We start from the raw sequence: 20,758 nt of genomic DNA, 5'->3' as shown, positions 1-20,758 counted from the left end.
TCGAGCAGATAAACGAGCAGCGTCGGAGCAACCGGCAGGCAGGCAGGAATGACGGTGGTAGATTTCCGCTCCTCGGGCGGGTTTGACGGGTCGCAGCCGCAGCGGCTGGCGCATGAATATCCCTATGGCCAGGACCAGGACTGGACCGAAGAGGCCTGGGACGACCAGCAATATGACGACGCCCATGCCGCGCCGCTGGCCGAATCGCCCTCGTTCGTGGGCCGGCTCTCGCGGCTGACGCATTACCTGGGCGCGCTGGTCTCGGTCGGGCTGATCGTGATCCTGGCGGTCTGGGGCTTCAAGCTGGTGGTGCGCGACGTTTCCGGCGTGCCGGTGATCCGCGCGGTCGAGGGCGAGGCCCGCACCGCGCCCGACGATCCCGGCGGCGAGTTGACCGACCGTACCGGCCTGGCCGTGAACTCGGTCGCCGCCGGCGCCGAGCCCGGCCGCGTCGATCGCGTGGCCATCGCCCCCGGCGCCACGCCGCTGGATGCCCAGGACGTGGCCATGGGCGCGCTTGGCGCCGTGGCGCAGACGCCCTCGCATGAGGTCGAACTGCCGCTGATCGACGACACGCCCCGCGTCATCGCTCGGCCCGACGGCGAATCCAGCGAGGAACCGGATGCGGTCGCGAATGCCGTGATCTCGGACGCGCCCGCCACTGAGGCGCCGGTGAACGAGGCGGTGACCGACTTGGCCGGGAACGAAACCCGCGACGTCGCGATCAGCAATGCCCTGGCCGAGGCCGCGGCCGACCCGGGCGCCATCGCGCAATCGCCGCGCCCCGCGCCGCGTCCGCGCCGCGTCGCCGCGGCCCAGACCGTCGCCAGCGACGCCGCCCCGGCGCCTGCGGCATCTGCGGCCGTCGAGGCGCGTCCCGAGGCGACGCCGGCGCCTGCGCCCGCGCCGGAACCCGCCAAGGTCGCCTCGGGCGCCTCGCTGGTGCAGATCGGCGCCTTCGACAGCGACAAGCTGGCGCGCGGCGAATGGAATCGCGTCTCGGGCAAGTTCGGCGCGCTTTTCGCCGGCAAGGGCATGGTCGTGCAGGAGCACAAGGCGAATGGCCGCAGCTTCTGGCGGCTGCGCGCCAGCGGCTTCGCCTCGAAGGACGAGGCCCGTCGCTTCTGCGCCGCGCTGATCGCCGAAGGGGTGGATTGCATCCCGGCCACGGCGAAGTAATGCCCTCGGCCACCATTCTCGGCGGCATCGCCGGCCCGGACCTGAGCCGGGCCGAGCGCGATTTCTTCCGCGACGCCGACCCTTGGGGCTTCATCCTGTTCGGGCGCAATGTCGAGACGCCGGACCGCCTGCGTCGGCTGACCGCCGATCTGCGCGAGGCGGTCGGTCGCGACGCGCCGGTGCTGATCGACCAGGAGGGCGGCCGCGTCCAGCGCATGCGCGCGCCGCATTGGACCGACTGGCCGGCGCCGCTGGACCAGGCCGGACGCGGCGAGCGCGCGGTCTGGCTGCACCATCACCTGCTGGCGCAAGAGCTGCGCGCGGTCGGCATCGACGCCGATTGCGCCCCGGTGCTGGACATCGCCCGTCCCGAGACCCACCCGTTTCTGCGCAACCGCTGCCTGGGCACGGATGCCGCCACGGTCACCCGGCTGGGCCGGGCGGCGGCCGATGCCATGCTGGCGGCGGGGGTGCTGCCGGTGATCAAGCACATGCCGGGCCATGGCCGGGCGCAGGTGGACAGCCACAAGGACCTGCCGGTGGTGGAGGCGTCGCTGGCGGACTTGGAGGCCGGCGATTTCGCCCCCTTCCGGGCGCTCTCGGACCTGCCGATGGCGATGACCGCGCATATCCGCTTTACCGCCATCGACCAGGCGCCGGCCACCGCCTCGGCCCCGGTCATCGCGCTGATCCGCGAGCGCATCGGCTTCGACGGGCTGCTGATGTCCGACGACATCGGCATGCAGGCGCTCTCGGGCAGCCTGGCCGAGCGTGCCGCGGCCAGCATCGCCGCCGGCTGCGACCTGGTGCTGTCCTGCAACGAGACCCTGCCGCAGATGGAAGCCATCGTCGCCGCCGCCGGCCCGATGACGCCCCGGGCCGAGGACCGCGGCCGGGCGGCGCTGGCGCTGCGCCGGGCGCCGGCCGACCGCGACATCGCCGGGCTGCGCGCCGAACTGGCGGCGCTTGGCGGGCTTGCGGCCTGATCGGTTGACTAGCCCCGCGCCATCGCCGATTCTGCCCGCATGACCAGGGTTCCCTATCTGACGCCGGTGCCTGATCCGGCCCCGCCGCTGCCGCTGCCGGGGCTGGAGCCGCAGCCCGTGGCCGAGCGCCGGGCCGAGGAGGTGCTGGTCGTCGATGTCTCGGGCTTCGAGGGGCCGCTGGACCTGCTGCTGACGCTGTCGCGCACGCAGAAGGTGGACCTGATGCGGATTTCGGTGCTGGAGCTGGCCGACCAGTATCTGGCCTTCGTCGATCAGGCCCGGGCGCTGCGCATCGAGCTGGCGGCGGATTACCTGGTCATGGCGGCCTGGCTCGCCTTCCTGAAATCGCGCCTGCTGCTGCCGCCCGATCCCGAGGCCGAGGGGCCGAGCGCCGAGGACATGGCCGCGCATCTGGCCTTCCAGCTTGAACGGTTGCAGGCGATGCGCGAGGCCGCGGCCAGCCTGATGGCCCGCCACCGGCTGGGGCAGGACCGCTTTGCCCGCGGCGCGCCCGAGGTGGTGACGCGGCAGCGCCAGGTCGCCTGGCAGGCCGGGCTGATCGACCTGATGCGCGCCTATGCCCGGTTGCGCACCCGCGACGAGTTCCGACCCTATGCCTTCGACCGCCGCGACATCTTCACCATGGAGCAGGCGCTAGACCGGCTGCGCGGGCTGATCGGCTTTGCCGGCGACTGGACCGCGCTTGCCACCTTCCTGCCCGAGGGCTGGGACGCGGAGCCTGGCCGCCGCCGGTCGGCCACTGCCGCCACCTTTGCCGCCACGCTGGAACTGGCGCGGCAGGGGCGGCTGGAGATCAGCCAGGCCGGAAGCTTCGCGCCCATCACCATCCGCAGGCGTCCGGAATGACCGACGAGATCCCCGACCCGCAGCGCTTTCCGCCGCCGCCGCTGCCGGAACAGGAGCGCATGGTCGAGGCGGTGCTGTTCGCCTCGGCCGAGCCCATGAGTCTGCGGGAGATCGCCGCCCGACTGCCGACGGGCTGCGACCCGGCCGAGGCTCTGCAGGGCCTGCGCGCACGCTATCGGGGGCGGGGGGTCGAACTGGTGCGGGTGGGCGAGGCCTGGGCCTTTCGCACCGCCGCCGACCTGGGTTTCCTGATGCAGGACAGCATGGTCGAGAGCCGGCGCCTGTCGCGCGCCGCGACCGAGACCCTGGCGATCATCGCCTATCACCAGCCCGTCACCCGCGCCGAGATCGAGGAGATTCGCGGCGTTGCCGTCAGCAAGGGCACGCTGGACCAGTTGATCGAGCTGGAATGGGTCCGCATCGGCCGCCGCCGGCAGACCCCGGGCCGGCCGGTGACCTTCGTGGTGACCGAGACGTTTCTGGACCATTTCGGGCTGGAAAGCGCCCGCGACCTGCCGGGGCTGGCCGAGCTGCGCGCGGCCGGGCTGCTGGAATCGCGGCCTGTGGGCCCACTTGCGCCAACGCTGTTCCGGGACGAGGATGCCGATGCGGACGAGCCCGAGGCCCTGCCCGGCGACCTGTTCGAAGATGAATGAAAGCAAGGCATAGCGCCATGAACATGAACCAGCTTGTCACCATGCTGACGCGGATGGTTTCGAATCGCCTGCTGAACTGGGGCATTCGCCGGATGAACGCGCCGAAACCCGGCGAGCGGCAGACCCCGCAGCAGAGAAGCCGCGAGAAGGCGGCGCGGGAGGCGGTGAAGCGGGCGCGTCAGGCGGCGCGGATCACGCGGCGGATGCGGTAGCGGGGGCGCTGCCCCCTGTCATGTGTCAAAACCTCTGATCTACGGTGTCAAAAGGTTTGAGCCTGTTTTTCGTGGGAATAGCTGACAATAACCGATTACAAACAATAGTCCGGGAGATGTTGCGAATGTGGCTGCGGCACTACCCGGGCGAGCCCGCAGCGCGCTGCAAACACTCGTCGATGATTTCCAACACGTCGCTGCGATCTTCGTCTGACAGGCCGATGAAGGGCCGGGCGGGAATGTCACCCCAGAGGTTCGGATGCTCGGCCTTGCGGCCGCCGAATTGCATCATCGCCGCCTGAATGGCGTTTGACCCAATCGTCGCGGCGTCCATTTCGGCCTGCATGTGGATCTTGCCGTAAAGGTCACCATGACGCCACAGCGGCTTCTTACCGTAGTGCTCGCCTGCCTTGTCGTAGTGCCCAAGCGTCACGGGCGACCGCAGCGCGAAAGCGGTTCCTCCGGCGTCACGCCAGCCTTGAATCGCTTTGTCGTTGAGGCAAGCAGCGAATCGCCAAGGTCGTTCATCAGGCCTGAAGTGTCGGTAAACGCCCTCTATCTCCTTAAACGCACGACGGATAACCGCATCGTTGAACTCGACTTCAATCATGCTTCACGTCCTCTTTCTGGCGCGGCGCTCCGCATCAGCGCGCAGTCGCTCGCGGTTCTCGGCCTCGCGGCGCAGATAGGTGCGGACCGAGATATCGGAGATGTGCAGCTTGCAGGCGATCTGGGCGATGGACAGACCCTGCGCATGGAAATGGGCGGCAAGCCATGGCTTCGCCAGGGGAATACGACGGGGCAGCGTGGCGAGGCTCGCCAGCGCCTCGACAGACTCGCGCCCGAACATCTGCACCAGCTCGTTGGTGTCGCGAGGGTTCTTGCCGATGTAAAGCTCGGCGCCACCGAAGGCGAGGATGAAGCGAATCGCATCTTCAAGCCCAAGAACCTGGACGAAAGGCGCGACCTGCGCCGTGGGGTGCGGCGGCGGCGGGCGGTTGTCCGGGTTCACGTCTTGTCCCGCTGCATTCGCTGCCACCAGCGATGGATTGCGCTGAGGCTGGTGCGGCGGTCGGGCGGGAACTGCGCCGCCACCGCAGCCTCGATCTCGGCAAAGGTCATGTGCGAAAGTCGCGCTTCGATGAAGGCGCGCAATTCCGGGTCCAGGGCGATCTTTCCGGGCCGGCCCGGACGATGCGCCGCCACATGCTGCAACAGGGCTTCATCAGGCGTTGAACTGGCGTTTTGCGTCATGTCGGTTCTTTCGCGGTGGATCTGCGCTCCGGCCACCCAGGAGGGGGCGCGACCGGAGCGCAGGGTTTCGGCGGCGCATCAGGCACACCGCCGAAGGCACGGGCCGCCCGTCACGGCCCGATCCGGTCAATCCAGAAGCGATCCGGGCTTGAGGCCGAGTTGCTCACAAATGGCGATTTCCTCGGCCGAACGGATCGCCGCGCCGCCATGTTGCGCGAAGCCGGGCGGCATGGCCGATGTGATAACGGGTTTGAACAGATAAACGAACGGCGGGATCGACTTCTCGATGAACAGATCGAAGCTCGGCTGATCCGACATGCAGAGGGCCATCGCCCAGTCGCGCATGGCGGGCGAGAGATAGCCCCGCGCGAAAGCGTCATCGACCCGCGTTTTTGCGTTCTGTTCGCGTAACACGGCCTGTGCCTCATTGCGCTCGGTCAGGACCGCTTGCAGCGTCTCGGCCGGCACGAAGCGGGCCGGGTCGGGTTCACCCTCCGCATAGCGCGGCATCCGGTTCTCCTGCCCGAGGCCGCGCGCGATCACGTCCAGCTCGGCCAGCTGCGCGACGGCGCCTTTGGCCCCCGTCACTCGGCCGAGCATGTCGCGCAAGCGTTGCAGCAGGTCCAGAATGTCGGCTTCGCTGGCATCGGGCGCGAGCCCCAGAGCTTCGGCCACGACCTGGGCGGCGATGCTCGGCCGGTTATCGTCCTGGCTTTCCTCGGCAAGCGCAGTCAGGTGCAACGCAGGCGAATGCACCAGCCCCGCGCCCTTGATCATCGTGACCTTCCCGCCGGCCTTGAGGTATTTGATCGCCGGGCTGAGATAGCGATATTCCCGGTTGGCGATCATCTCGCGGGCGCGCGCGGTCCATTCGACGCGGCCCCAGATGCCATCCGCGCGGCGCATCAGTTCCTTGACCCAGCCGGCGGCGGGCACCGGGCCGTTCAGGCGGGCCTCGGGCCGGTCGTTCTGGTGCTCATAGTCGATCGGCAGATCGACCGCCCGTGCGCCGAAGGTGGCAATCAGTGCCTCGGGGTCCGAGTTGTCGAACACCCGCCCGTCGCGGGCCGCGAAACGCCCGAGCGGCAAGAGGTGCACCCATTCGGGGGCTTGGCCTTCGGCGGTCAGCGCCAGGTCAACGGCGAATTCGATGGGATCGTTCATGCCAGCGCCCGCGTCAGAGCTTCATCCAGGCGGACCCAGACGCCAATGGCATCGACGTCCTCGACCACCCCGGGGGGCGAGCGGGTGGCGCTGCCATTGGTCCGTGCCACGGTGTTGTCATCGACGATGAAACAAGGCCTGCCGATATCGGCCAGGGTAATCAGATCGGCGGCGGCCGGGTTGTTGAAGCGGAAGATGCCCTTGCGCCAGTCCACAGAGATGGCGCCCGCCGCGCCGCCGGTATTGTCGGCGGCAATGTCAGCGCGGCCGGCACCGACCGCTCCGGTCGCGGTGGCGCCCGGCGCCAGATGCCCATCGGCTGTCCGCATGATGAGCGCGCCGGCAAAGATGCGGACGTTGGCGGCCGCAAGGCCGGCGCGCAGATCGCCGACGCGCTCCGGGGTGTTTCGGTCAGAAGTCAAGGCAACCATGATCTTTCCTTTCCCGGATCAGTCGGCGACATAGGGCGTGACGATCAGTTCGGCGGTGTCCTTCCAGGGATTGGAACCGCCGCCGACCATGATTTCGGTGTTCAGCAGATGGAGCGCGGCGCTTTCCAACTGCGGCGGCACCACCAGCACCGTGGGGGTAATCCCCAGAATTCGGCCGCCGTCGCTCTTGAAGTTCATCATTGCCGCCCGTGCTGCGGCATAGTTCCCAGAGTTCAGCTCGGCCTTCGAGCCGAAGCCCAGCTGCCACAGGCCGAACCCGGCATTCACGCGCGCCCGAACACCATAGAGATATTCGTCGTTCATGAAGACGTGTTTCGAGTTCGAGTCGTCAAGCGACTGAAACTCGTAATCCTCGCGCTTCTGAAAAATGATCGGACGAATGGCGCGGCTGGTATCAAGCAGGAACCATGCCGGTGCGGTGCCGGTCTGGATGTTGCTGAAGTTGGTCACCTTGCCGTCGATCTCGACAGGGTGATTGGCGGCAAAGAAGTTCTTGCCGTCGAAACCGGCCGAATTGAACCCGGATTTCAGCAATTCAAAAATCAGTTCGTCGGGATGCTGCTTCGCCGTCCTACCCATTTCCGACACGAAGGGCTTGAAGACGCCAAGGCGATCATCCGCGACGTCGACGCGCTTGACGGAAACCGTGCTCTCGAAGCTGCGGTTGGTGATGGTGAACCCATGCGCCTTGAGGCTGTTCACCTGCCGCTGGCCGATCCATTCCCGCAGTTTCGGGAACATGCCGAGCCAGCCATAGGTTTCGTCGCGGCTGGCGCTGGGAACCGTCATGGCGATTTTATCGCTATGCGACGGCGCCTCAAGATAGGCTTCGGAATAGACGGTCTTGACCGGCACTGTTGCACAAATCCTGTCATGGATTCATCTGATGAAACCCGTACGGTAGCTGGTCTGCATGAGCCGACCCGCATCCCCGACATACAGAACCCGGAACTGGCCAGCCTACAATGAAGCGCTCAAGCGCCGGGGTTCGCTGACGATCTGGTTCGACCCCGAGATGAGCTGGGATGCCGCGCCGACAGGCAGGCGTGGCCGCCAGCAGACCTACAGCGATGCCGCCATTCAGACGTGTCTTTCGATGAAGGTGCTCTTCGGCATGGCGCTCAGGCAGACGACTGGTTTCGTCGAGAGCCTGCTGCAGTTGGTTGGTCTCGACTGGACGGTGCCTGACTTCAGCACCCTGTCCCGTCGCCAGAAGACCCTGGCTGTGAACATACCGTATCGCGGGTCCAAGGGGCCGCTGCACCTGCTGATCGACAGCACTGGCATCAAGGTCGAGGGCGAAGGCGAGTGGCACGCCCGCAAGCATGGCGGCCCGAAACGGCGCGTCTGGCGCAAGATCCATCTGGGGATTGATGAGGAAACGCTGGAGGTTCGGGCGGTGGAGATCACAGGGAGCCACATCGGCGATGCGCCGGTGTTACCCGACCTGCTCAAACAGATCCCGGCGCACGAGCAGATCGGCCGCGTCACAGCAGACGGCGCCTACGACACCCGCAAATGCCACGATGCCATCGCTGACCGCGGCGCCGACGCTGTCATTCCGCCCCGCAAGAACGCCAAACCCTGGAAGACAGTCGCCGCCGGCGCGGGCGCACGAAACGAGGCTCTGCGGGCATCGAAATACCTCGGTCGTGCCCTCTGGCGACGATGGAGTGGATACCACCCCCGAAGCCGCGTCGAGACGAAGATGCACTGTGTGAAACTGCTGGGTCAGCGCCTCATGGCACGGGACTTTGACCGACAGGTCGCCGAGCTTCAGGTCCGTATCGCTATTCTGAACCGTTACACCGCGCTTGGCATCCCCGTCACAGAGGCCGTGGGATAGATCTGTCCGGGGAAGGGGGAAATCCGGCCATCAACTCTTTGGTGCAACAGAGTCGGCCGGGGACGGCACCAGGCGCATGGCCGGCGTGGGCGCCCTTGAATTCCGGCCGGTCGTCGATCACGCGCGACAGGGCGGCAAAGGTCCGTTTCGCTATCTTCGCCCGCGTGTTCTTCGGAATCGCAAATGTCAGATCGATCCCGAGGTGGAAGCAAACGCCCAGTGGCTTCACGCCGGGTTGGCCTCGGCCCTTGCCCCGCCATTTGAACTTGGCACCACCGGCCACCAGATGCCCGGCAAAGGCCGAGCCGTTGTCCGTATAGAGCCGGTCGAAGATACCATGCTCCTGGCAGACCTTGCGGATCAGCCGTGCCGTCGCCACCGCGTTTTCCGACTGCGCAATCTCGTATCCCAGGACGAAGTTCGAGGCGGTATCGACCAGCGCCAGCATCACCGGCCGCACCGGCTTGCCGTCGCCGAAATCCACCCAGAAATCCTGTGTCCGCCCATCCAGCGACACGACTTCCAAGGATTTGAGCGTGGTCTTGTCCCGCTTGATCGGCATGGTCAGGCGGCTTGTCGCTGCGTCGCGGCCGAAGCGCGCGACCAGCTTCTGCGCCTCGGGCAGATCATCCCAGCGCCGAAGAACGGTCCTGTAGGCCGGCCATTGCCAGCCCCGCTTGCGCGCCACGTCCCGGACGTCGCGCCACGCCTGCTTGAGCGGGAATTGCGGCCCGGCATCGCGGATCGTGGTCATGAAGAAGGACCATGCCTCGGTCGAAACCTTGTCTTGCGGTCGTCCGCCGCGCGAAAAGTCGGGCATCAGGGCCGGCGCGAAATTGACAGGGTCGACACCCTCGACAGTGCGAAGGATGCGCCGCAGGGTCATGCGGTCGGTGCCTTCTGCCCCGAACTGTTGCCGCACCGCCTGCGCCAGACTGGCCGAAAGGCCGAACGCGGTGCCCGCTCCGGCCTTCACCAGGAACCGGGCAATTTCCGCCTTGCGCAGGGCAATGGCTTGCATGGCGGGCGTAGCCCCAGCAAAGCGCTCATGCGCCGCATCATCGTATACGCCAGCGGGAAGGCCTGCCGCCTCGATCTCGCGAAGCTCGTAGGTACGGCGAACATCGGCGGGAAGGTCGGAGAGAGCGACGACCTCGGTATCACCACCATTTCCCCTTATGATCTGCGTGGGTATTTCGCGAACATCGAACCAACGGGAAGCCGAGCTTCTGTGCGTGGGAACTCCCGCAACTCCGAGCAACTTCCTAACGGGTATGCTGGTCATTTCACCAACCCGGCAGCAATCTGGATTTTCCGTCGCAACTGCTCGGCTTTGGCACCCTGCCACTTTCCGATCAACGCCTTCCGAGCGTTGTCTGCTATCTTGGTCATGCTATTTGCGCCCAATTTGGGTAACGATATGCGCAAATTATGCGCAACGCCAAGAGGAGCAACGCATGGAGTTGGATATCAGCACTCGGCTACGCCATTTGCGGGACTCCAAGGGCTGGACTGTGAGTGAGATGGCTTACCGGACGGGCATACCCAAGCGAACTCTTGACAAGTACATGGCTCGCGAAGGGGCGAGTTTGCCCGGTTTAGAGGCGCTTTCCTCCCTGTCAAAGGGGCTGGGTGTGTCTCTGGATTGGCTGGTGTTTGGTGTAGGCGGCCCTTCAGGTGCACCCACAGAACTCCTCGTCAACAGGTCTGCCACCGCCGCTAGCCTCACGATTTTTGAGGCGGTGATGGGGCGGCTCTCGAAACAATACCCTGGGATCTATGAGAATGAGGAGCTGTTGGGTCTTTCCGTCGATGTATGGGCTGCCGAAATCGGCGAGCGAGCGATGGAAGAGGCCCGACGCTTACTTGAGCGCGGTGTGACCAGAGAAGACCTGGAGCTTTGGAAGCAAAGTCGCACGGAACGGCTGGTCGAAATTACGCAGGATAAAGCCTCAAGAATCCTTTCGTCTTAAGGTGTGCGGTGTGCGCAAAAATGCGCACACCTTATCCGCTAACCCATTGATTTTTCGCCGCCAGAATTTTCGCGCTTCCGCGAAAATGGCAAATTTCGTGCCGAAAAGCTCAAACCTTTTGACACTCGCCCCTGTAACCCATTGATTTCACACGCCCGAAAAATCGCCGAGTCTCAAACCTTTTGACACCCGTCACCCCCGTCCCTGCGGGACTCCCCCGGGATATTTCGGCACAAAAGAAAGCCGGGTCAGGCGAATTGCTTGGCGAGCTTCAGCCCCTGGCCCTGGTAGTTCGACGCGATGCCGCTGCCGTAGAGCCGGTCGGGGCGGGCAGCCATGCGTTCATAGACCAGGCGACCGACGGTCTGGCCGTGCTCCAGGGCGAAGGGGGCCTCGTGGCAGCGGACCTCGAGCACGCCGCGCGCGCCATGGCCGGCGCCGTGGCCGAAGCCGGGGTCGAAGAAGCCGGCGTAATGGACCCGGAATTCGCCGACCATGGCGAGATAGGGCGCCATTTCGGCGGCGTAATCGGGCGGGATCGCCACCGCCTCGCGGCTGACCAGGATGTAGAAGGCGCCGGGGTCGAGAATCAGCTGGCCATCGCTGGTGTGAAGCTCGTCCCAGAAATCGCGGGCGCGATAGGCGCCGATGCGGTCGAGGTCGATGACGCCGCTGTGCGGGCGGGCGCGGTAGCCGACCAGGTCACCGGTCTTGGGGCGGAGGTCGACCGAGAAGCCCAAGCCATCGTCGATCAGCGCCCGGCCGCTGACCAGCGGCTCGCGGGTGTGGAGGTCTTGCAGCTCGGCGTCCGAAAGCACCGCTTGGCCTTGGCGCAAGCGCAGTTGGTTCAGGCGCATGCCGGGCCGGACCAGGACCGAGAAGCTGCGCGGGCAGATCTCGGCGTAGATCGGGCCGTCGTAGCCGGGCGGCAGGCGGTCGAATTCGGTGCCCTCGTCGGTGACGAGGCGGGTCAGCAGGTCGAGCCGGCCGGTCGAGCTTTTCGCATTGGCGACGGCGTCGAGGCCGTGGGGCAGCGTCAGCCGCTCCATCAGCGGCACCAGGTAGACGCAGCCCTTTTCCAGCACGGCGCCGTCGGTCAGGTCCATGCGGTGCATCTCGAAATCCGCCAGCCGGTCGCTGACCTTGCGGCCCTGACCGGCCAGGAACGAGGCGCGCAGCCGCCAAGCCGTCGCGCCCAGCCGCAGGTCGAGGCTGGCGGGCTGGATCTGTTCGGGCAGGATCGGGCTTTCGGCGCGGATGGCACCGGCCTCGATCAGCTGGCGCAGGCGGGAATCGGGCAGGACACCGTTCACGGAAAACCCTTTCGGCAAAAGGAAACGCCCACCCCCGCGAAGGGATGGGCGTTTTCGGAATGGTCGGGCCGGAGAGATTCGAACTCTCGGCCTTCCGCCCCCCAGACGGACGCGCTAACCAGGCTGCGCCACGGCCCGACGAGGGGCATATAGAGCGAAGCGCGCTGCCGGCACAAGAGGCCAAGCGCAGAAATCTGGCCGGGAAATTCGATTGTTGTGGATAGCCTGCCGCCTGGGCCGATGAACCGGACGGCCATGCTTCAGCGCGATGCGCGCAGGGTCGCGCAAAGCTCTTGGGTCTCGACGGGCAGGGCGCCCCCCTGCAATTCGCGGCGGCGCAGGGCGGCGGCGGCGGCGACCAGCCGGGCGAGCCAGCCCGGCGCCGCTGCGGGGCCGATACCGTCGAAAAGCGGCAGCGCGCCGGGCGGCTTGGGGGCTCGGCGCGGGGGTTTTGCGTTCGCGGGCGCTGGGGGATGTCCGGCGGGGTGGGCGGTCACGGCGGGCACCGCCAAGCGCACGGCCGGCGCGGGCTGGACTGCGCTGCCGCCCAAGGTTTCGCCCAGCCGCGCAGCCCCGATCTCGCGCAGGCCGGCGCCGCGGTCGTCGGCGATCAGCCGGCGGGCACCGCGGATGCTGAGCCCTTCCTCGCGCATGACCTGGCACAGCCCGGCCACCAGCCGCACGTCATCGGGGCGATAGTAGCGCCGCCCGTCTGCGCGCTTGACCGGAGCAAGCTGCGGGAATTGCGATTCCCAGTAGCGGAGCACATGCGGCGCGACGCCCACGAGGCGCGAGACCTCTCCGATCGAGCGGAAGGCGTCGGGCGATTTGCTCATCTTCCCTTGCGCCTGTTCCCGGCGGCCACGCGATCCTTCATCAGATGCGAGGGGCGGAAGGACAGCACCCGGCGCGGGGTGATCGGCACTTCCTCGCCGGTCTTGGGGTTGCGGCCGACGCGCTCGTTCTTGTCGCGCACCGAGAAGGTGCCGAAGGACGAGATCTTGACCTGCTCGCCGCGCACCAGCGCGTCCGAGATATGGCCGAGCACGCTTTCGACGAGTTGGGCCGATTCGTGACGGGAGAGGCCCACCTCACGGAACACGGCTTCGGCCAGGTCCATGCGGGTCAGGGTAGAGTCGCTCATCTCGGAAACCTCATGAATGCTGCGCAGGATGATTTCTTTAGGGCGCCGAGTCAACAACCGCGGCCCGATTCCGTTCCGTAAATCCGCGATTTTGTTTCGCGTTATTCGCGTGTTACCAGCGAAATGCCGCGCATTGCACCCGCAGGCGGTCTTGGATCGCGACGGATTGCACCCTATCTTGGCAGTGAAGGCACAAGCGGAGCGAAAGGTCATGGCGGGCGGCTGGGCGCGCGACGAAGCGGTGAACGAGCAGATCGACATCTCGACGCAGGAAGCGATCGAGCGCATGCGGTTGCGCAACGCCAACCGTGCCGTGGGCGAAAGCGCCGCCTTTTGCGACGAATGCGACGAGCCCATTCCCGAAGCGCGCCGGCAGGCGATTCCCGGGGTTCGGCTGTGCGTCGACTGCCAGTCCGGCCGAGACAAGACCCGGCGCCCCACCGGTGGGATAAATCGGCGCGGCTCCAAGGATTCCCAATTGAAATAACAGGTTGAGGCGCTTTTCCGAGGTGCCGCAGGCTGGACGATTCGCTGCTTTTCGCGTGACGATAAAATCTACCTGTTTTGTCGTGAAAAATGACGCGCCTTGTGTTAGGGTGGGGTCGTGGCGCAGCGGATTTGCTGCCGGCATCATGGGAGGCATGAGATGACCAGCAAGTGGAAGCGCAAGTTGAAGCGGGCCCTGATCGAGGAGCGGCAGAAGCTGAAGGGAGCGGCGGGCGTGCTGGACGACAGGGCGGCGGCCAGCAGGGCCGGCTGACCGGAACGGCCGGATGAACAGCGAAGCGGCGGGCCTAGACCCGCCGTTTCCACTTTCTCGACCCTCTGTCGCTTGGTGCTTTACCAGCGCAGCACGGCCGCGCCCCAGGCCAGGCCGCCGCCGATCGCCTCGGCCACCAGCACGTCGCCGGGCTTGAAGCGGCCTTGGGAATCCGCGACCGACAGGGCCAGCGGGATCGAGGCGGCGGAGGTGTTGCCGTGATCGGCGACGGTCAGCACCACCTTTTCCATCGGCAAATGCATGCGCTTGGCGGTGGCCTCGATAATGCGCAGGTTGGCCTGGTGGGGCACCAGCCAATCGACCTGATCGGCGGCGATGCCGGCCTTGGCGAGCGCGTGATGCGCGGTCTCGGCCAGTTTTTCGACCGCGTGGCGGAAGACCAGGTTGCCCTGCATGCGCAGATGCCCGGCGGTGCCGGTCGAAGCGACGCCGCCATCGACATAGAGCAGCTCGCGATATTGTCCGTCGCTGTTCAGGTCGGTGGCGAGGATGCCGCGGTCCTGCGCGGTGCCGGCGCCTTCGGCCGCTTCCAGCACCACGGCGCCGGCGCCGTCGCCGAACAGCACGCAGGTGCCGCGGTCGGTCCAGTCCATGATGCGGCTGAAGGTCTCGGCGCCGATCACCAGCACGCGCTCGGCGAGGCCGGCGCGGATCATCGCATCGGCATTGGCGAGCGCAAAGACGAAGCCGGCGCAGACCGCCTGGATGTCGTAGGCGAAACCGCGCGTCATGCCCAGCCCGGCCTGCACCATGGTCGCGACCGAGGGAAAGGTCAGGTCGGGGGTCGAGGTGGCGACGATCACCGCGTCGACGTCGGCCGGGGTCAGCCCGGCCTTCGCCAGCGCCGCCTGGGCGGCGCGGGTGCCGAGGTCGCTGGTGCGCTGGCCCTCGGCCGCGAAATGGCGCCGCTCGATTCCCGTGCGGGCGCGGATCCATTCGTCGGTGGTGTCCAGCTTGTCCTCGAACCAGCTGTTCTCGACCACCCGCTCGGGCAGGTAGTGGCCGGTTCCCCGGACGATCGCTCGCCGCATCAGGACGCTCCCTCGGTTGGCGTGGCGCCATCGGTCTCGGCGCCGGCATGGATCTGGGCGAGGCGGGCCGCCAGCCGGTCCTGGAAGCCGGATTGCGCCAGTTGGAAGGCCAGCTTGATCGCCGCCGACACCCCGGTCGCATCGGCCGAGCCGTGCGATTTCACCACGGTTCCGTTCAGGCCCAGGAAGACGCCGCCGTTGACGCGGCGCGGGTCGATGCGCTTTTGCAGCCGCTTCAGCGAGCCCATCGCCAGCAGCGCCGCGAATTTCGACAGGATCGACTTGCTGAAAGCGTCGCGCATGAAATCGCCGACCAGCTTGGCCGTGCCCTCGCCGGTCTTCAGCGCCACATTGCCGGTGAAGCCGTCGGTGACGATCACGTCCACATGATCCGAGGGCAGGTCCCCGCCCTCGACGAAGCCGACATAGTCGAAATTCGCCGCCTGGGCCGAGGCCGGCATCAGCTCATGCGCTTGCTTCAGTTCGGGGCGGCCCTTGTGTTCCTCGGTGCCGACGTTCAGCAGCCCGACACGCGGCCGGGCCAGGCCCAGGCCGTTGCGGGCATAGGCGGCGCCCATCAGCGCATAGGCCAGCAGGTCCTGCGCATCGGCGCGGATGTCGGCGCCCACGTCCAGCATGACGTTGAAGCCCTGCGGGTTGCGCGAGGGCCAGAGGCAGGCGATGGCCGGCCGGTTGACCCCGGGCAGCTTGCGCAGCCGGATCATCGACATCGCCATCAGCGCGCCGGTATTGCCGCAGGAGACGGCGGCCATGGCCTCGCCCTGGCGCACCGATTCCAGCGTGGACCACATCGAGGTGCCTTCGGCCTTGCGCAGCACCTGGCTGGGCTTGTCGCCCATGGTGACCACATTGGCGGCATCGCGGATGTCGCAACGCGCAGCCAGGCCGGGACGACGGCCGATCAGCCGCTCCAGCTCGGCGCCGGGGCCGTGGACGATGAAGCGGATGTCTGGATTCTTCTCGGCGCTTTCTGCGATGCCGGCGACCACCACGGCAGGGCCGCGGTCGCCGCCCATCGCGTCAACCGAGATCACCACGCCCCCGCTGTGCGGGTTGCGCGGCGGGGCCGTGGGATCCGCCGAGACCATATCTGCGGTCAGTCCGCTCAGGCCGCGTCTTCGTCCAGATCGACGTCATTGGCCTGCGCCACGACCTCGCGGTCGGCGTAATGGCCGCAGGAGGGGCAGACGTGGTGCGGGCGCTTCAGCTCGCCGCAGTTGGTGCATTCGTTCGGGTTACCGGCGACGAGCGCATCATGCGAACGGCGCATGTTGCGGCGGGACCGGGTAACTCGGTTCTGAGGGACGGCCATGTCTCAACCTCAAGTGGTTCGGGGGGCAACCCGCCTGGGCGGCCCCGGATTCTGATTTCGGTTCTGGGGGCGGGCATAGGCCAAGAGCGCGTCAACCGCAAGGCGCGAAACAAGTCCTGCGCTTTCGGGGGCAACGGCCCGGGTCATCCCCGCCGGTCGAATGAGGCCGGGAAAATAGCCGGTTCGCCGCGTTTCGCAAGGGGGAAACTGCGTCGCGGCGGCGGAAAAGCGTCGCGTCGCGACGCCGTCTGCGGCGGGTCTTGGGAAAACGGAAGGAAGGAAGCGCCGGCCCTGCGTCGGGCCGGCGCCAAGGGTTCAGCGGCCCAGCTTGGCGTGGACCTCGTCGAGATCGACCTCGCCGCGGGGGTATTTGTTGTCGGGGTCGTGGAAGTCGTATTTGAAGAGCTGGAAGTCCTTCTTGTAGATTTCCCAGACCAGGTGCCGCGACAGGTCATCGAAATATTCGCTGACCTTATGGGCGCGCTTGGGGCCGTGGCCCTCCGATTCGTTGAATTTCGGCACGTCGTTCACGTCCAGCTTCACCGGGGTCGGCGCGGCATCCAGCACCTTCTGCATGCCCTCGTTGAACTTCTCGGTGAAGAAGATCTGGTCGTAGCGGCCGCCGTTCACGATGAAGGTCGAGATATGGCCCGACATCGCCGACCAGTGGATGTCCGGCTCCATCGGCCGGCGCCAGCGGATGGTGTCGCGCGCGAACAGCAGGAAGCGGCGGAAGCTGGCGATCTGGTCGAACTGGAAGTCGTTTTCCGGGCTGCCGACGTCGACGCCGTAACGCTGGATCAACTGCGGTACCAGATTGCCGCGATAGCGCTTGCCGTTCCGCTGGATGCCGGCGATCTTGTCGAAAAAGGACGACAGGATGCGGGCATAGGGGTTGCGCACGCAGGTGAAGGTCAGCGCCTTGTGGGACTTGACGTTCTCCTCGATCAGCGGCTGGCTGGGCTCCTGGTTCCATTTGTGCAGCCCGCCGGTGGAATCATGGATGTCGCCATCGAAATAGCGGCCATGGTCCGAATAGAACATGATCTGCCCGATCGACGAGCAGGCGCATTTCGGGACCACGCGATAGACCATGCTTTCGCTTTCGGTCATCCAAGTTCCTGGAAAACCCATTCCTGTTCATCCCCTTCAAATTTCTGCGCCCGGCTCTGCCGGACGGTGTGCCCGGGTTGCCCACCCGGCCAAAATCGGTAAGGACACAAAGCAAATCGGCGGCAGAGATTCAACCTGCTGTAGAGCGTTCGAGGCACGAACCGAAGGGGACGGGACAACGGATGGCGCGAATTGCCTTCATTCTGCTCTGCCACAAGGACCCCAAAGGGGTCATCGCGCAGGCGAAGCGGCTGACCGCCTCGGGCGATTACGTTTCGATTCATTTCGACGGCCGCGCCAACCCCAGGGACTTCGACCTGATCCGCACCGCCCTGGCCGGAAATCCTTCGGTGGTCTTCGTGCGGCGGCGCTGGAAATGCGGCTGGGGCGAGTGGTCGCTGGTCGGCGCCACGCTGGAGGCGGTGCGCTCGGCCGTCGAGGCCTTTCCGCAGGCGACGCATTTCTACATGTTGTCCGGCGATTGCATGCCGATCAAGTCCGCCGAATACGCCCATGCCTTCCTGGACGCCGAGGACTGCGACTATATCGAAAGCTTCGACTTCTTCGAATCCGACTGGATCAAGACCGGGTTCAAGGAAGAGCGGCTGATCTATCGGCACTGGTTCAACGAGCGCACGCGGAAGTGGCTGTTCTACACCAGCTACGACCTTCAGAAGCGATTCGGCCTGACGCGGCGGATTCCCGCCGACATCCAGGTCATGATCGGTTCGCAATGGTGGTGCCTGCGGCGCCAGACCGTCGAGAAGGTGCTGGAGTTCTGCGCCACCCGGCCCGACGTGCTGCGCTTTTTCGCCACCACCTGGATCCCGGACGAGACCTTCTTCCAGACCATCGTCCCCCATGTCGTGCCCCGCAAGGAGATCCGCACCCGGACGCTGACCTATCTGGTCTTCACCGACTACGGCATGCCCGTCACCTTCTATAACGATCACTACGACCTGTTGATGGGGCAGAACTACCTGTTCGCGCGCAAGATCAGCCCCGAGGCGATCCGGCTGCGCGAGCGGCTGGGCGCGCTCTGGGCCGCCTCGGGGGTGCATTTCCCGATCTCGAACGAGGCGACCGGCCTCTTCCGCTTCCTGACCGGGCAGGGCCGGGTCGGGCGCCGCTTCGGCCAGCGCTTCTGGGAGACCGAGGGCAGCCTCGGCCGGGCCAATTCGCTGCTGCTGGTGGTGTCGAAGAAATGGCATGTGGCCAAGCGGCTGACCGCCGCCATCCGCCGGCACAGCACGATTCCGGCCGTCGATTTCCTGTTCAACGAGCAGCAGGCGCATCTGCCCGACCTGGGCGGCGTCGAGACCACGCTGGAAAAGCGCGACCGCCATCGCCGCGCCCTGATCCGGCTGCTGTTCGAGCATTTCCAGTCGAACCAGCTGGTGATCTGCCTGGACCCCTCGGCGCTGCACCTGATCCAGGACCTGATGTCCGACAAGGCCGACACCCGGCTGCTGCTGGTCGATTCGCAATTCGACGACGACTATCTGCGCGGGCATATCGCCCGGGTCGGCCTGGCCGGGGCGCAGACCGCGCCCGAGGTGGTCGAGCGGCTGCTGCCCACCGTGCGCGCCGACCTGGAACACGAGGCCGAGCGGCTGCGCGACATGGACTTTCCCGGATTCCAGGCCATCGCCCCCTGGCGCGCGACCGAGGAGAATGCCGCGCAGCTGGCGCGTTTCCTTGACGTGCTGCCCGATACCGCGCTGAAACTGGCCGCGACCGAACATCTGTTCAGCGATTGAGGAGACCCGCCGATGCCCGCCTATGACCCGCAGAACATCTTCGCCCGCATCCTGCGCGGCGAGATCCCGAACGACACCGTGCTGGAGACCGAGCATACGCTGGTCTTTCGCGACATCCGCCCGCAGGCGCCGGTGCATGTGCTGGCGATCCCCAAGGGCGCCTATGTCAGCTACGACGATTTCGCGGCGAATGCCTCGGAGGCCGAGATCGTGGATTTCCACCGCGCCGTCGCCCGGGTGACGCGTGACCTGGGCGTGGCGCTGGAGGGCGGGGACGGGTTCCGCGCCATCACCAATGCCGGCGCGCATGGCGTGCAGGAAGTGCCGCATTTCCACATGCACATCCTGGGCGGCCGGCCGATGGGCCGGATGGTTCAGCCGGGCTGAGACGGCGGGCGCGAGGTCAGCTGGACGAAGACGTCTTCGAGGTCCGGCGCCTCGACCGCCACGTCGCGGATGGGCAGGCCGGCGGCGCGCAGGGCGTCGATCAGCCGGTCCGCCGGCAGGCGCGAGGGCGCATAGCTGAGCGCAAGCCGGCCGTCCTGGCGCCGCTCGGCGCGCACGCCCTCGGGCAGGTCGGGCAGGGCGCGGCCCTCGCCGGTATCGACCACCAGCGTCTTGGAATCGGCCCGGCCGAGCAGGGTCGCGGTTTCCTCGCACAGGATCAGCTCGCCACGGTCGATGATGGCGATGCGGTCGCACATCTCTTCGGCCTCTTGCAGGTAATGCGTGGTCAGGATGATGGTCATGCCCTGGTCGTTGAGTCGCCGCACGTTGCGCCACAGCATCTCGCGCAGCTGGATGTCGACGCCCGCCGTCGGTTCGTCCAGCACCAGGATCTGCGGCCGGTGCACCAGCGCCTTGGCCAGCAGCAGCCGCCGCTTCATGCCGCCCGACAGGTGGCGCGAATAGCTTTCCGCCTGGTCGGTCAGCCCGACCAGCGCCAGCAGCTCGTCGGTCCAGCGCTGGCGCTTCGGCACGCCATAGAGCCCGGCCTGCACTTCCAGGCTGGCGCGCGGGGTCAGGAAGGGGTCGATGTTCAACTCCTGCGGCATGACGCCGATGGCGGCGCGCGACTGGCGCGGGTTCACGTCCTGGTCGAATCCCCAGATCGTCACCCGGCCCGCGGTCTTGCGCACCAGCCCGGCCAGGATGTTGATTGTGGTCGACTTGCCGGCGCCGTTGGGGCCCAGCAGGCCGAAGATCGATCCGGCGGGAATCGCCAGGTCCAGCCCCTTGAGCGCCTGTTTCGCCGGCGCCTTGCCGGCGGCGGCATAGGTCTTGGTCAGGCCGCTGATTTCGATGGCGTTCGGGCTGCTTGCAGGGGCTGGCATCGGCTCTTCGCGTTCATTATGATCGCCGCCGGTTTAACCCCGTTTGTCGTCAGAGCTCAAGGAACCGCCATGACCCTTCCGGCCCCCGAGATCCAGACCGTCACCCGCTGGAAGGTCGCCTGCGACGGCGACGAGGCGCGGGGCCTGGGCCATCCGCGCGTCTGGCTGGCGATTCCGCAGGATACCGGCTGGGTCGAATGCGGCTATTGCGACAAGCGCTTCGTCATCGACCGCGCCCACGCCCACGACGATCACTGATCCGCGCCTTGCGGAAGGCGGCACGGTCGCTGGCCTCCGGCGGGAGTATTTCCGAAACGGAGAAAGCCGGGGGCGCCCTTGGCCCGGTCGGCGCTTCGTGGC

26 protein-coding genes and 1 tRNA gene are annotated in these 20,758 nt (G+C 66.6%); 11 read left to right on the top strand and 16 right to left on the bottom strand.

What is annotated here, in order from left to right; translation table 11 throughout:
• The first annotated feature begins 48 nt into the window (after positions 1 to 48).
• The 5 genes from JCM7685_RS10390 to JCM7685_RS10370 are packed head-to-tail and all read left to right on the top strand — an operon-like array spanning position 49 to position 3,900.
• Positions 49 to 1,179, top strand: a complete 1,131-nt coding sequence (locus JCM7685_RS10390; RefSeq protein WP_083412566.1) for an SPOR domain-containing protein — start codon at positions 49 to 51, stop codon at positions 1,177 to 1,179.
• Positions 1,179 to 2,165: a beta-N-acetylhexosaminidase gene (gene nagZ, locus JCM7685_RS10385; RefSeq protein WP_074966298.1), complete on the top strand. Its 987-nt coding sequence runs from the start codon at positions 1,179 to 1,181 to the stop codon at positions 2,163 to 2,165. The genes JCM7685_RS10390 and nagZ overlap by 1 nt, the downstream gene beginning before the upstream one ends.
• A gap of 39 nt (positions 2,166 to 2,204) precedes the next feature.
• A complete protein-coding gene (locus tag JCM7685_RS10380) occupies positions 2,205 to 3,032 on the top strand; it encodes a segregation and condensation protein A (RefSeq protein ID WP_083412565.1) in 828 nt (275 codons plus the stop codon).
• Entirely contained in the window at positions 3,029 to 3,688 is a 660-nt protein-coding gene (gene scpB / locus JCM7685_RS10375; RefSeq protein WP_074966297.1) for an SMC-Scp complex subunit ScpB, read from the top strand. Before JCM7685_RS10380 ends, scpB begins: the two co-directional genes overlap by 4 nt.
• Before the next feature lie 17 nt (positions 3,689 to 3,705).
• Complete coding sequence (locus JCM7685_RS10370; protein ID WP_074966296.1) at positions 3,706 to 3,900, top strand: hypothetical protein; 195 nt, start codon at positions 3,706 to 3,708, stop codon at positions 3,898 to 3,900.
• 139 nt (positions 3,901 to 4,039) lie between these two features.
• Here JCM7685_RS10370 and JCM7685_RS10365 read toward each other — a convergent pair whose 3' ends face one another.
• The 6 genes from JCM7685_RS10365 to JCM7685_RS10340 form a co-directional block, all read right to left on the bottom strand.
• Positions 4,040 to 4,510, bottom strand: coding sequence for a phage virion morphogenesis protein (locus JCM7685_RS10365; RefSeq protein WP_100526026.1), 471 nt, complete (start codon positions 4,508 to 4,510; stop codon positions 4,040 to 4,042).
• 3 nt (positions 4,511 to 4,513) lie between these two features.
• Positions 4,514 to 4,912, bottom strand: a complete 399-nt coding sequence (locus JCM7685_RS10360; protein WP_197701050.1) for a helix-turn-helix domain-containing protein — start codon at positions 4,910 to 4,912, stop codon at positions 4,514 to 4,516.
• On the bottom strand, positions 4,909 to 5,154 hold the full coding sequence (locus JCM7685_RS10355; protein ID WP_074971291.1) for a hypothetical protein: 246 nt from the start codon (positions 5,152 to 5,154) through the stop codon (positions 4,909 to 4,911). Before JCM7685_RS10355 ends, JCM7685_RS10360 begins: the two co-directional genes overlap by 4 nt.
• 126 nt (positions 5,155 to 5,280) lie before the next feature.
• The gene (locus JCM7685_RS10350) at positions 5,281 to 6,318 is read right to left on the bottom strand and encodes a phage protease (RefSeq protein WP_074971289.1); all 1,038 of its coding nucleotides are present in this window, start codon (positions 6,316 to 6,318) and stop codon (positions 5,281 to 5,283) included.
• Complete coding sequence (locus JCM7685_RS10345; RefSeq protein WP_074971287.1) at positions 6,315 to 6,749, bottom strand: hypothetical protein; 435 nt, start codon at positions 6,747 to 6,749, stop codon at positions 6,315 to 6,317. The genes JCM7685_RS10350 and JCM7685_RS10345 overlap by 4 nt, the downstream gene beginning before the upstream one ends.
• An 18-nt stretch (positions 6,750 to 6,767) precedes the next feature.
• Positions 6,768 to 7,625 (bottom strand): Mu-like prophage major head subunit gpT family protein, encoded by an 858-nt coding sequence (locus JCM7685_RS10340; RefSeq protein WP_231964617.1) that lies wholly within the window; start codon positions 7,623 to 7,625, stop codon positions 6,768 to 6,770.
• 58 nt (positions 7,626 to 7,683) lie between these two features.
• On the opposite strand from JCM7685_RS10340, the gene JCM7685_RS10335 reads away from it, so the two are divergent.
• Positions 7,684 to 8,616, top strand: coding sequence for an IS5 family transposase (locus JCM7685_RS10335; protein WP_100526042.1), 933 nt, complete (start codon positions 7,684 to 7,686; stop codon positions 8,614 to 8,616).
• On the opposite strand, the gene JCM7685_RS10330 is transcribed toward JCM7685_RS10335, so the two are convergent.
• On the bottom strand, positions 8,597 to 9,901 hold the full coding sequence (locus JCM7685_RS10330) for a DNA-binding domain-containing protein (RefSeq protein WP_083412717.1): 1,305 nt from the start codon (positions 9,899 to 9,901) through the stop codon (positions 8,597 to 8,599). The two genes, JCM7685_RS10335 and JCM7685_RS10330, sit on opposite strands and share 20 nt — an antisense overlap.
• A gap of 172 nt (positions 9,902 to 10,073) precedes the next feature.
• Between JCM7685_RS10330 and JCM7685_RS19870 the strand changes: the two genes are divergently transcribed.
• Positions 10,074 to 10,589, top strand: a complete 516-nt coding sequence (locus tag JCM7685_RS19870; RefSeq protein WP_074967685.1) for a helix-turn-helix domain-containing protein — start codon at positions 10,074 to 10,076, stop codon at positions 10,587 to 10,589.
• A 248-nt stretch (positions 10,590 to 10,837) separates the two neighbouring features.
• Here the strand turns inward: JCM7685_RS19870 and JCM7685_RS10320 are convergent, their stop codons facing one another.
• The 4 genes from JCM7685_RS10320 to ihfA all read right to left on the bottom strand — a co-directional run bounded on the left by JCM7685_RS10320 (position 10,838) and on the right by ihfA (position 13,046).
• Complete coding sequence (locus tag JCM7685_RS10320; protein ID WP_074967687.1) at positions 10,838 to 11,902, bottom strand: 2'-deoxycytidine 5'-triphosphate deaminase; 1,065 nt, start codon at positions 11,900 to 11,902, stop codon at positions 10,838 to 10,840.
• A gap of 60 nt (positions 11,903 to 11,962) precedes the next feature.
• A tRNA-Pro gene (locus tag JCM7685_RS10315) sits at positions 11,963 to 12,040 on the bottom strand.
• A 122-nt stretch (positions 12,041 to 12,162) separates the two neighbouring features.
• Positions 12,163 to 12,738, bottom strand: a complete 576-nt coding sequence (locus JCM7685_RS10310; protein WP_074967689.1) for a MerR family transcriptional regulator — start codon at positions 12,736 to 12,738, stop codon at positions 12,163 to 12,165.
• A complete protein-coding gene (ihfA, locus tag JCM7685_RS10305; RefSeq protein WP_074967691.1) occupies positions 12,735 to 13,046 on the bottom strand; it encodes an integration host factor subunit alpha in 312 nt (103 codons plus the stop codon). The genes JCM7685_RS10310 and ihfA overlap by 4 nt, the downstream gene beginning before the upstream one ends.
• Before the next feature lie 211 nt (positions 13,047 to 13,257).
• Here ihfA and JCM7685_RS10300 point away from each other — a divergent pair, with 211 nt between their 5' ends.
• Entirely contained in the window at positions 13,258 to 13,533 is a 276-nt protein-coding gene (locus JCM7685_RS10300; RefSeq protein ID WP_074967693.1) for a DksA/TraR family C4-type zinc finger protein, read from the top strand.
• A 353-nt stretch (positions 13,534 to 13,886) separates the two neighbouring features.
• Here the strand turns inward: JCM7685_RS10300 and JCM7685_RS10295 are convergent, their stop codons facing one another.
• The 4 genes from JCM7685_RS10295 to JCM7685_RS10280 all read right to left on the bottom strand — a co-directional run bounded on the left by JCM7685_RS10295 (position 13,887) and on the right by JCM7685_RS10280 (position 17,325).
• Complete coding sequence (locus JCM7685_RS10295; protein WP_074967695.1) at positions 13,887 to 14,858, bottom strand: beta-ketoacyl-ACP synthase III; 972 nt, start codon at positions 14,856 to 14,858, stop codon at positions 13,887 to 13,889.
• A complete protein-coding gene (gene plsX / locus JCM7685_RS10290; RefSeq protein WP_074967697.1) occupies positions 14,858 to 15,967 on the bottom strand; it encodes a phosphate acyltransferase PlsX in 1,110 nt (369 codons plus the stop codon). Before plsX ends, JCM7685_RS10295 begins: the two co-directional genes overlap by 1 nt.
• 17 nt (positions 15,968 to 15,984) lie before the next feature.
• The gene (rpmF, locus tag JCM7685_RS10285) at positions 15,985 to 16,191 is read right to left on the bottom strand and encodes a 50S ribosomal protein L32 (protein ID WP_074967699.1); all 207 of its coding nucleotides are present in this window, start codon (positions 16,189 to 16,191) and stop codon (positions 15,985 to 15,987) included.
• A gap of 315 nt (positions 16,192 to 16,506) precedes the next feature.
• Positions 16,507 to 17,325, bottom strand: coding sequence for a sulfotransferase family protein (locus tag JCM7685_RS10280; RefSeq protein WP_074967701.1), 819 nt, complete (start codon positions 17,323 to 17,325; stop codon positions 16,507 to 16,509).
• Between the two features lie 161 nt (positions 17,326 to 17,486).
• On the opposite strand from JCM7685_RS10280, the gene JCM7685_RS10275 reads away from it, so the two are divergent.
• The gene (locus JCM7685_RS10275) at positions 17,487 to 19,064 is read left to right on the top strand and encodes a DUF5928 domain-containing protein (RefSeq protein WP_074967703.1); all 1,578 of its coding nucleotides are present in this window, start codon (positions 17,487 to 17,489) and stop codon (positions 19,062 to 19,064) included.
• A 12-nt stretch (positions 19,065 to 19,076) separates the two neighbouring features.
• The gene (locus JCM7685_RS10270; RefSeq protein WP_074967705.1) at positions 19,077 to 19,451 is read left to right on the top strand and encodes a histidine triad nucleotide-binding protein; all 375 of its coding nucleotides are present in this window, start codon (positions 19,077 to 19,079) and stop codon (positions 19,449 to 19,451) included.
• On the opposite strand, the gene JCM7685_RS10265 is transcribed toward JCM7685_RS10270, so the two are convergent.
• A complete protein-coding gene (locus JCM7685_RS10265) occupies positions 19,439 to 20,398 on the bottom strand; it encodes an ABC transporter ATP-binding protein (RefSeq protein WP_074967707.1) in 960 nt (319 codons plus the stop codon). The two genes, JCM7685_RS10270 and JCM7685_RS10265, sit on opposite strands and share 13 nt — an antisense overlap.
• A gap of 69 nt (positions 20,399 to 20,467) precedes the next feature.
• Between JCM7685_RS10265 and JCM7685_RS10260 the strand changes: the two genes are divergently transcribed.
• Positions 20,468 to 20,656 (top strand): zinc-finger domain-containing protein, encoded by a 189-nt coding sequence (locus JCM7685_RS10260; protein WP_074967709.1) that lies wholly within the window; start codon positions 20,468 to 20,470, stop codon positions 20,654 to 20,656.
• Positions 20,657 to 20,758: the final 102 nt, after the last annotated feature.

The sequence above is a fragment of the Paracoccus aminovorans genome, from assembly GCF_900005615.1.
Lineage (GTDB): Bacteria > Pseudomonadota > Alphaproteobacteria > Rhodobacterales > Rhodobacteraceae > Paracoccus > Paracoccus aminovorans.
This window is presented reverse-complemented; position numbering and strand designations above follow the sequence as displayed.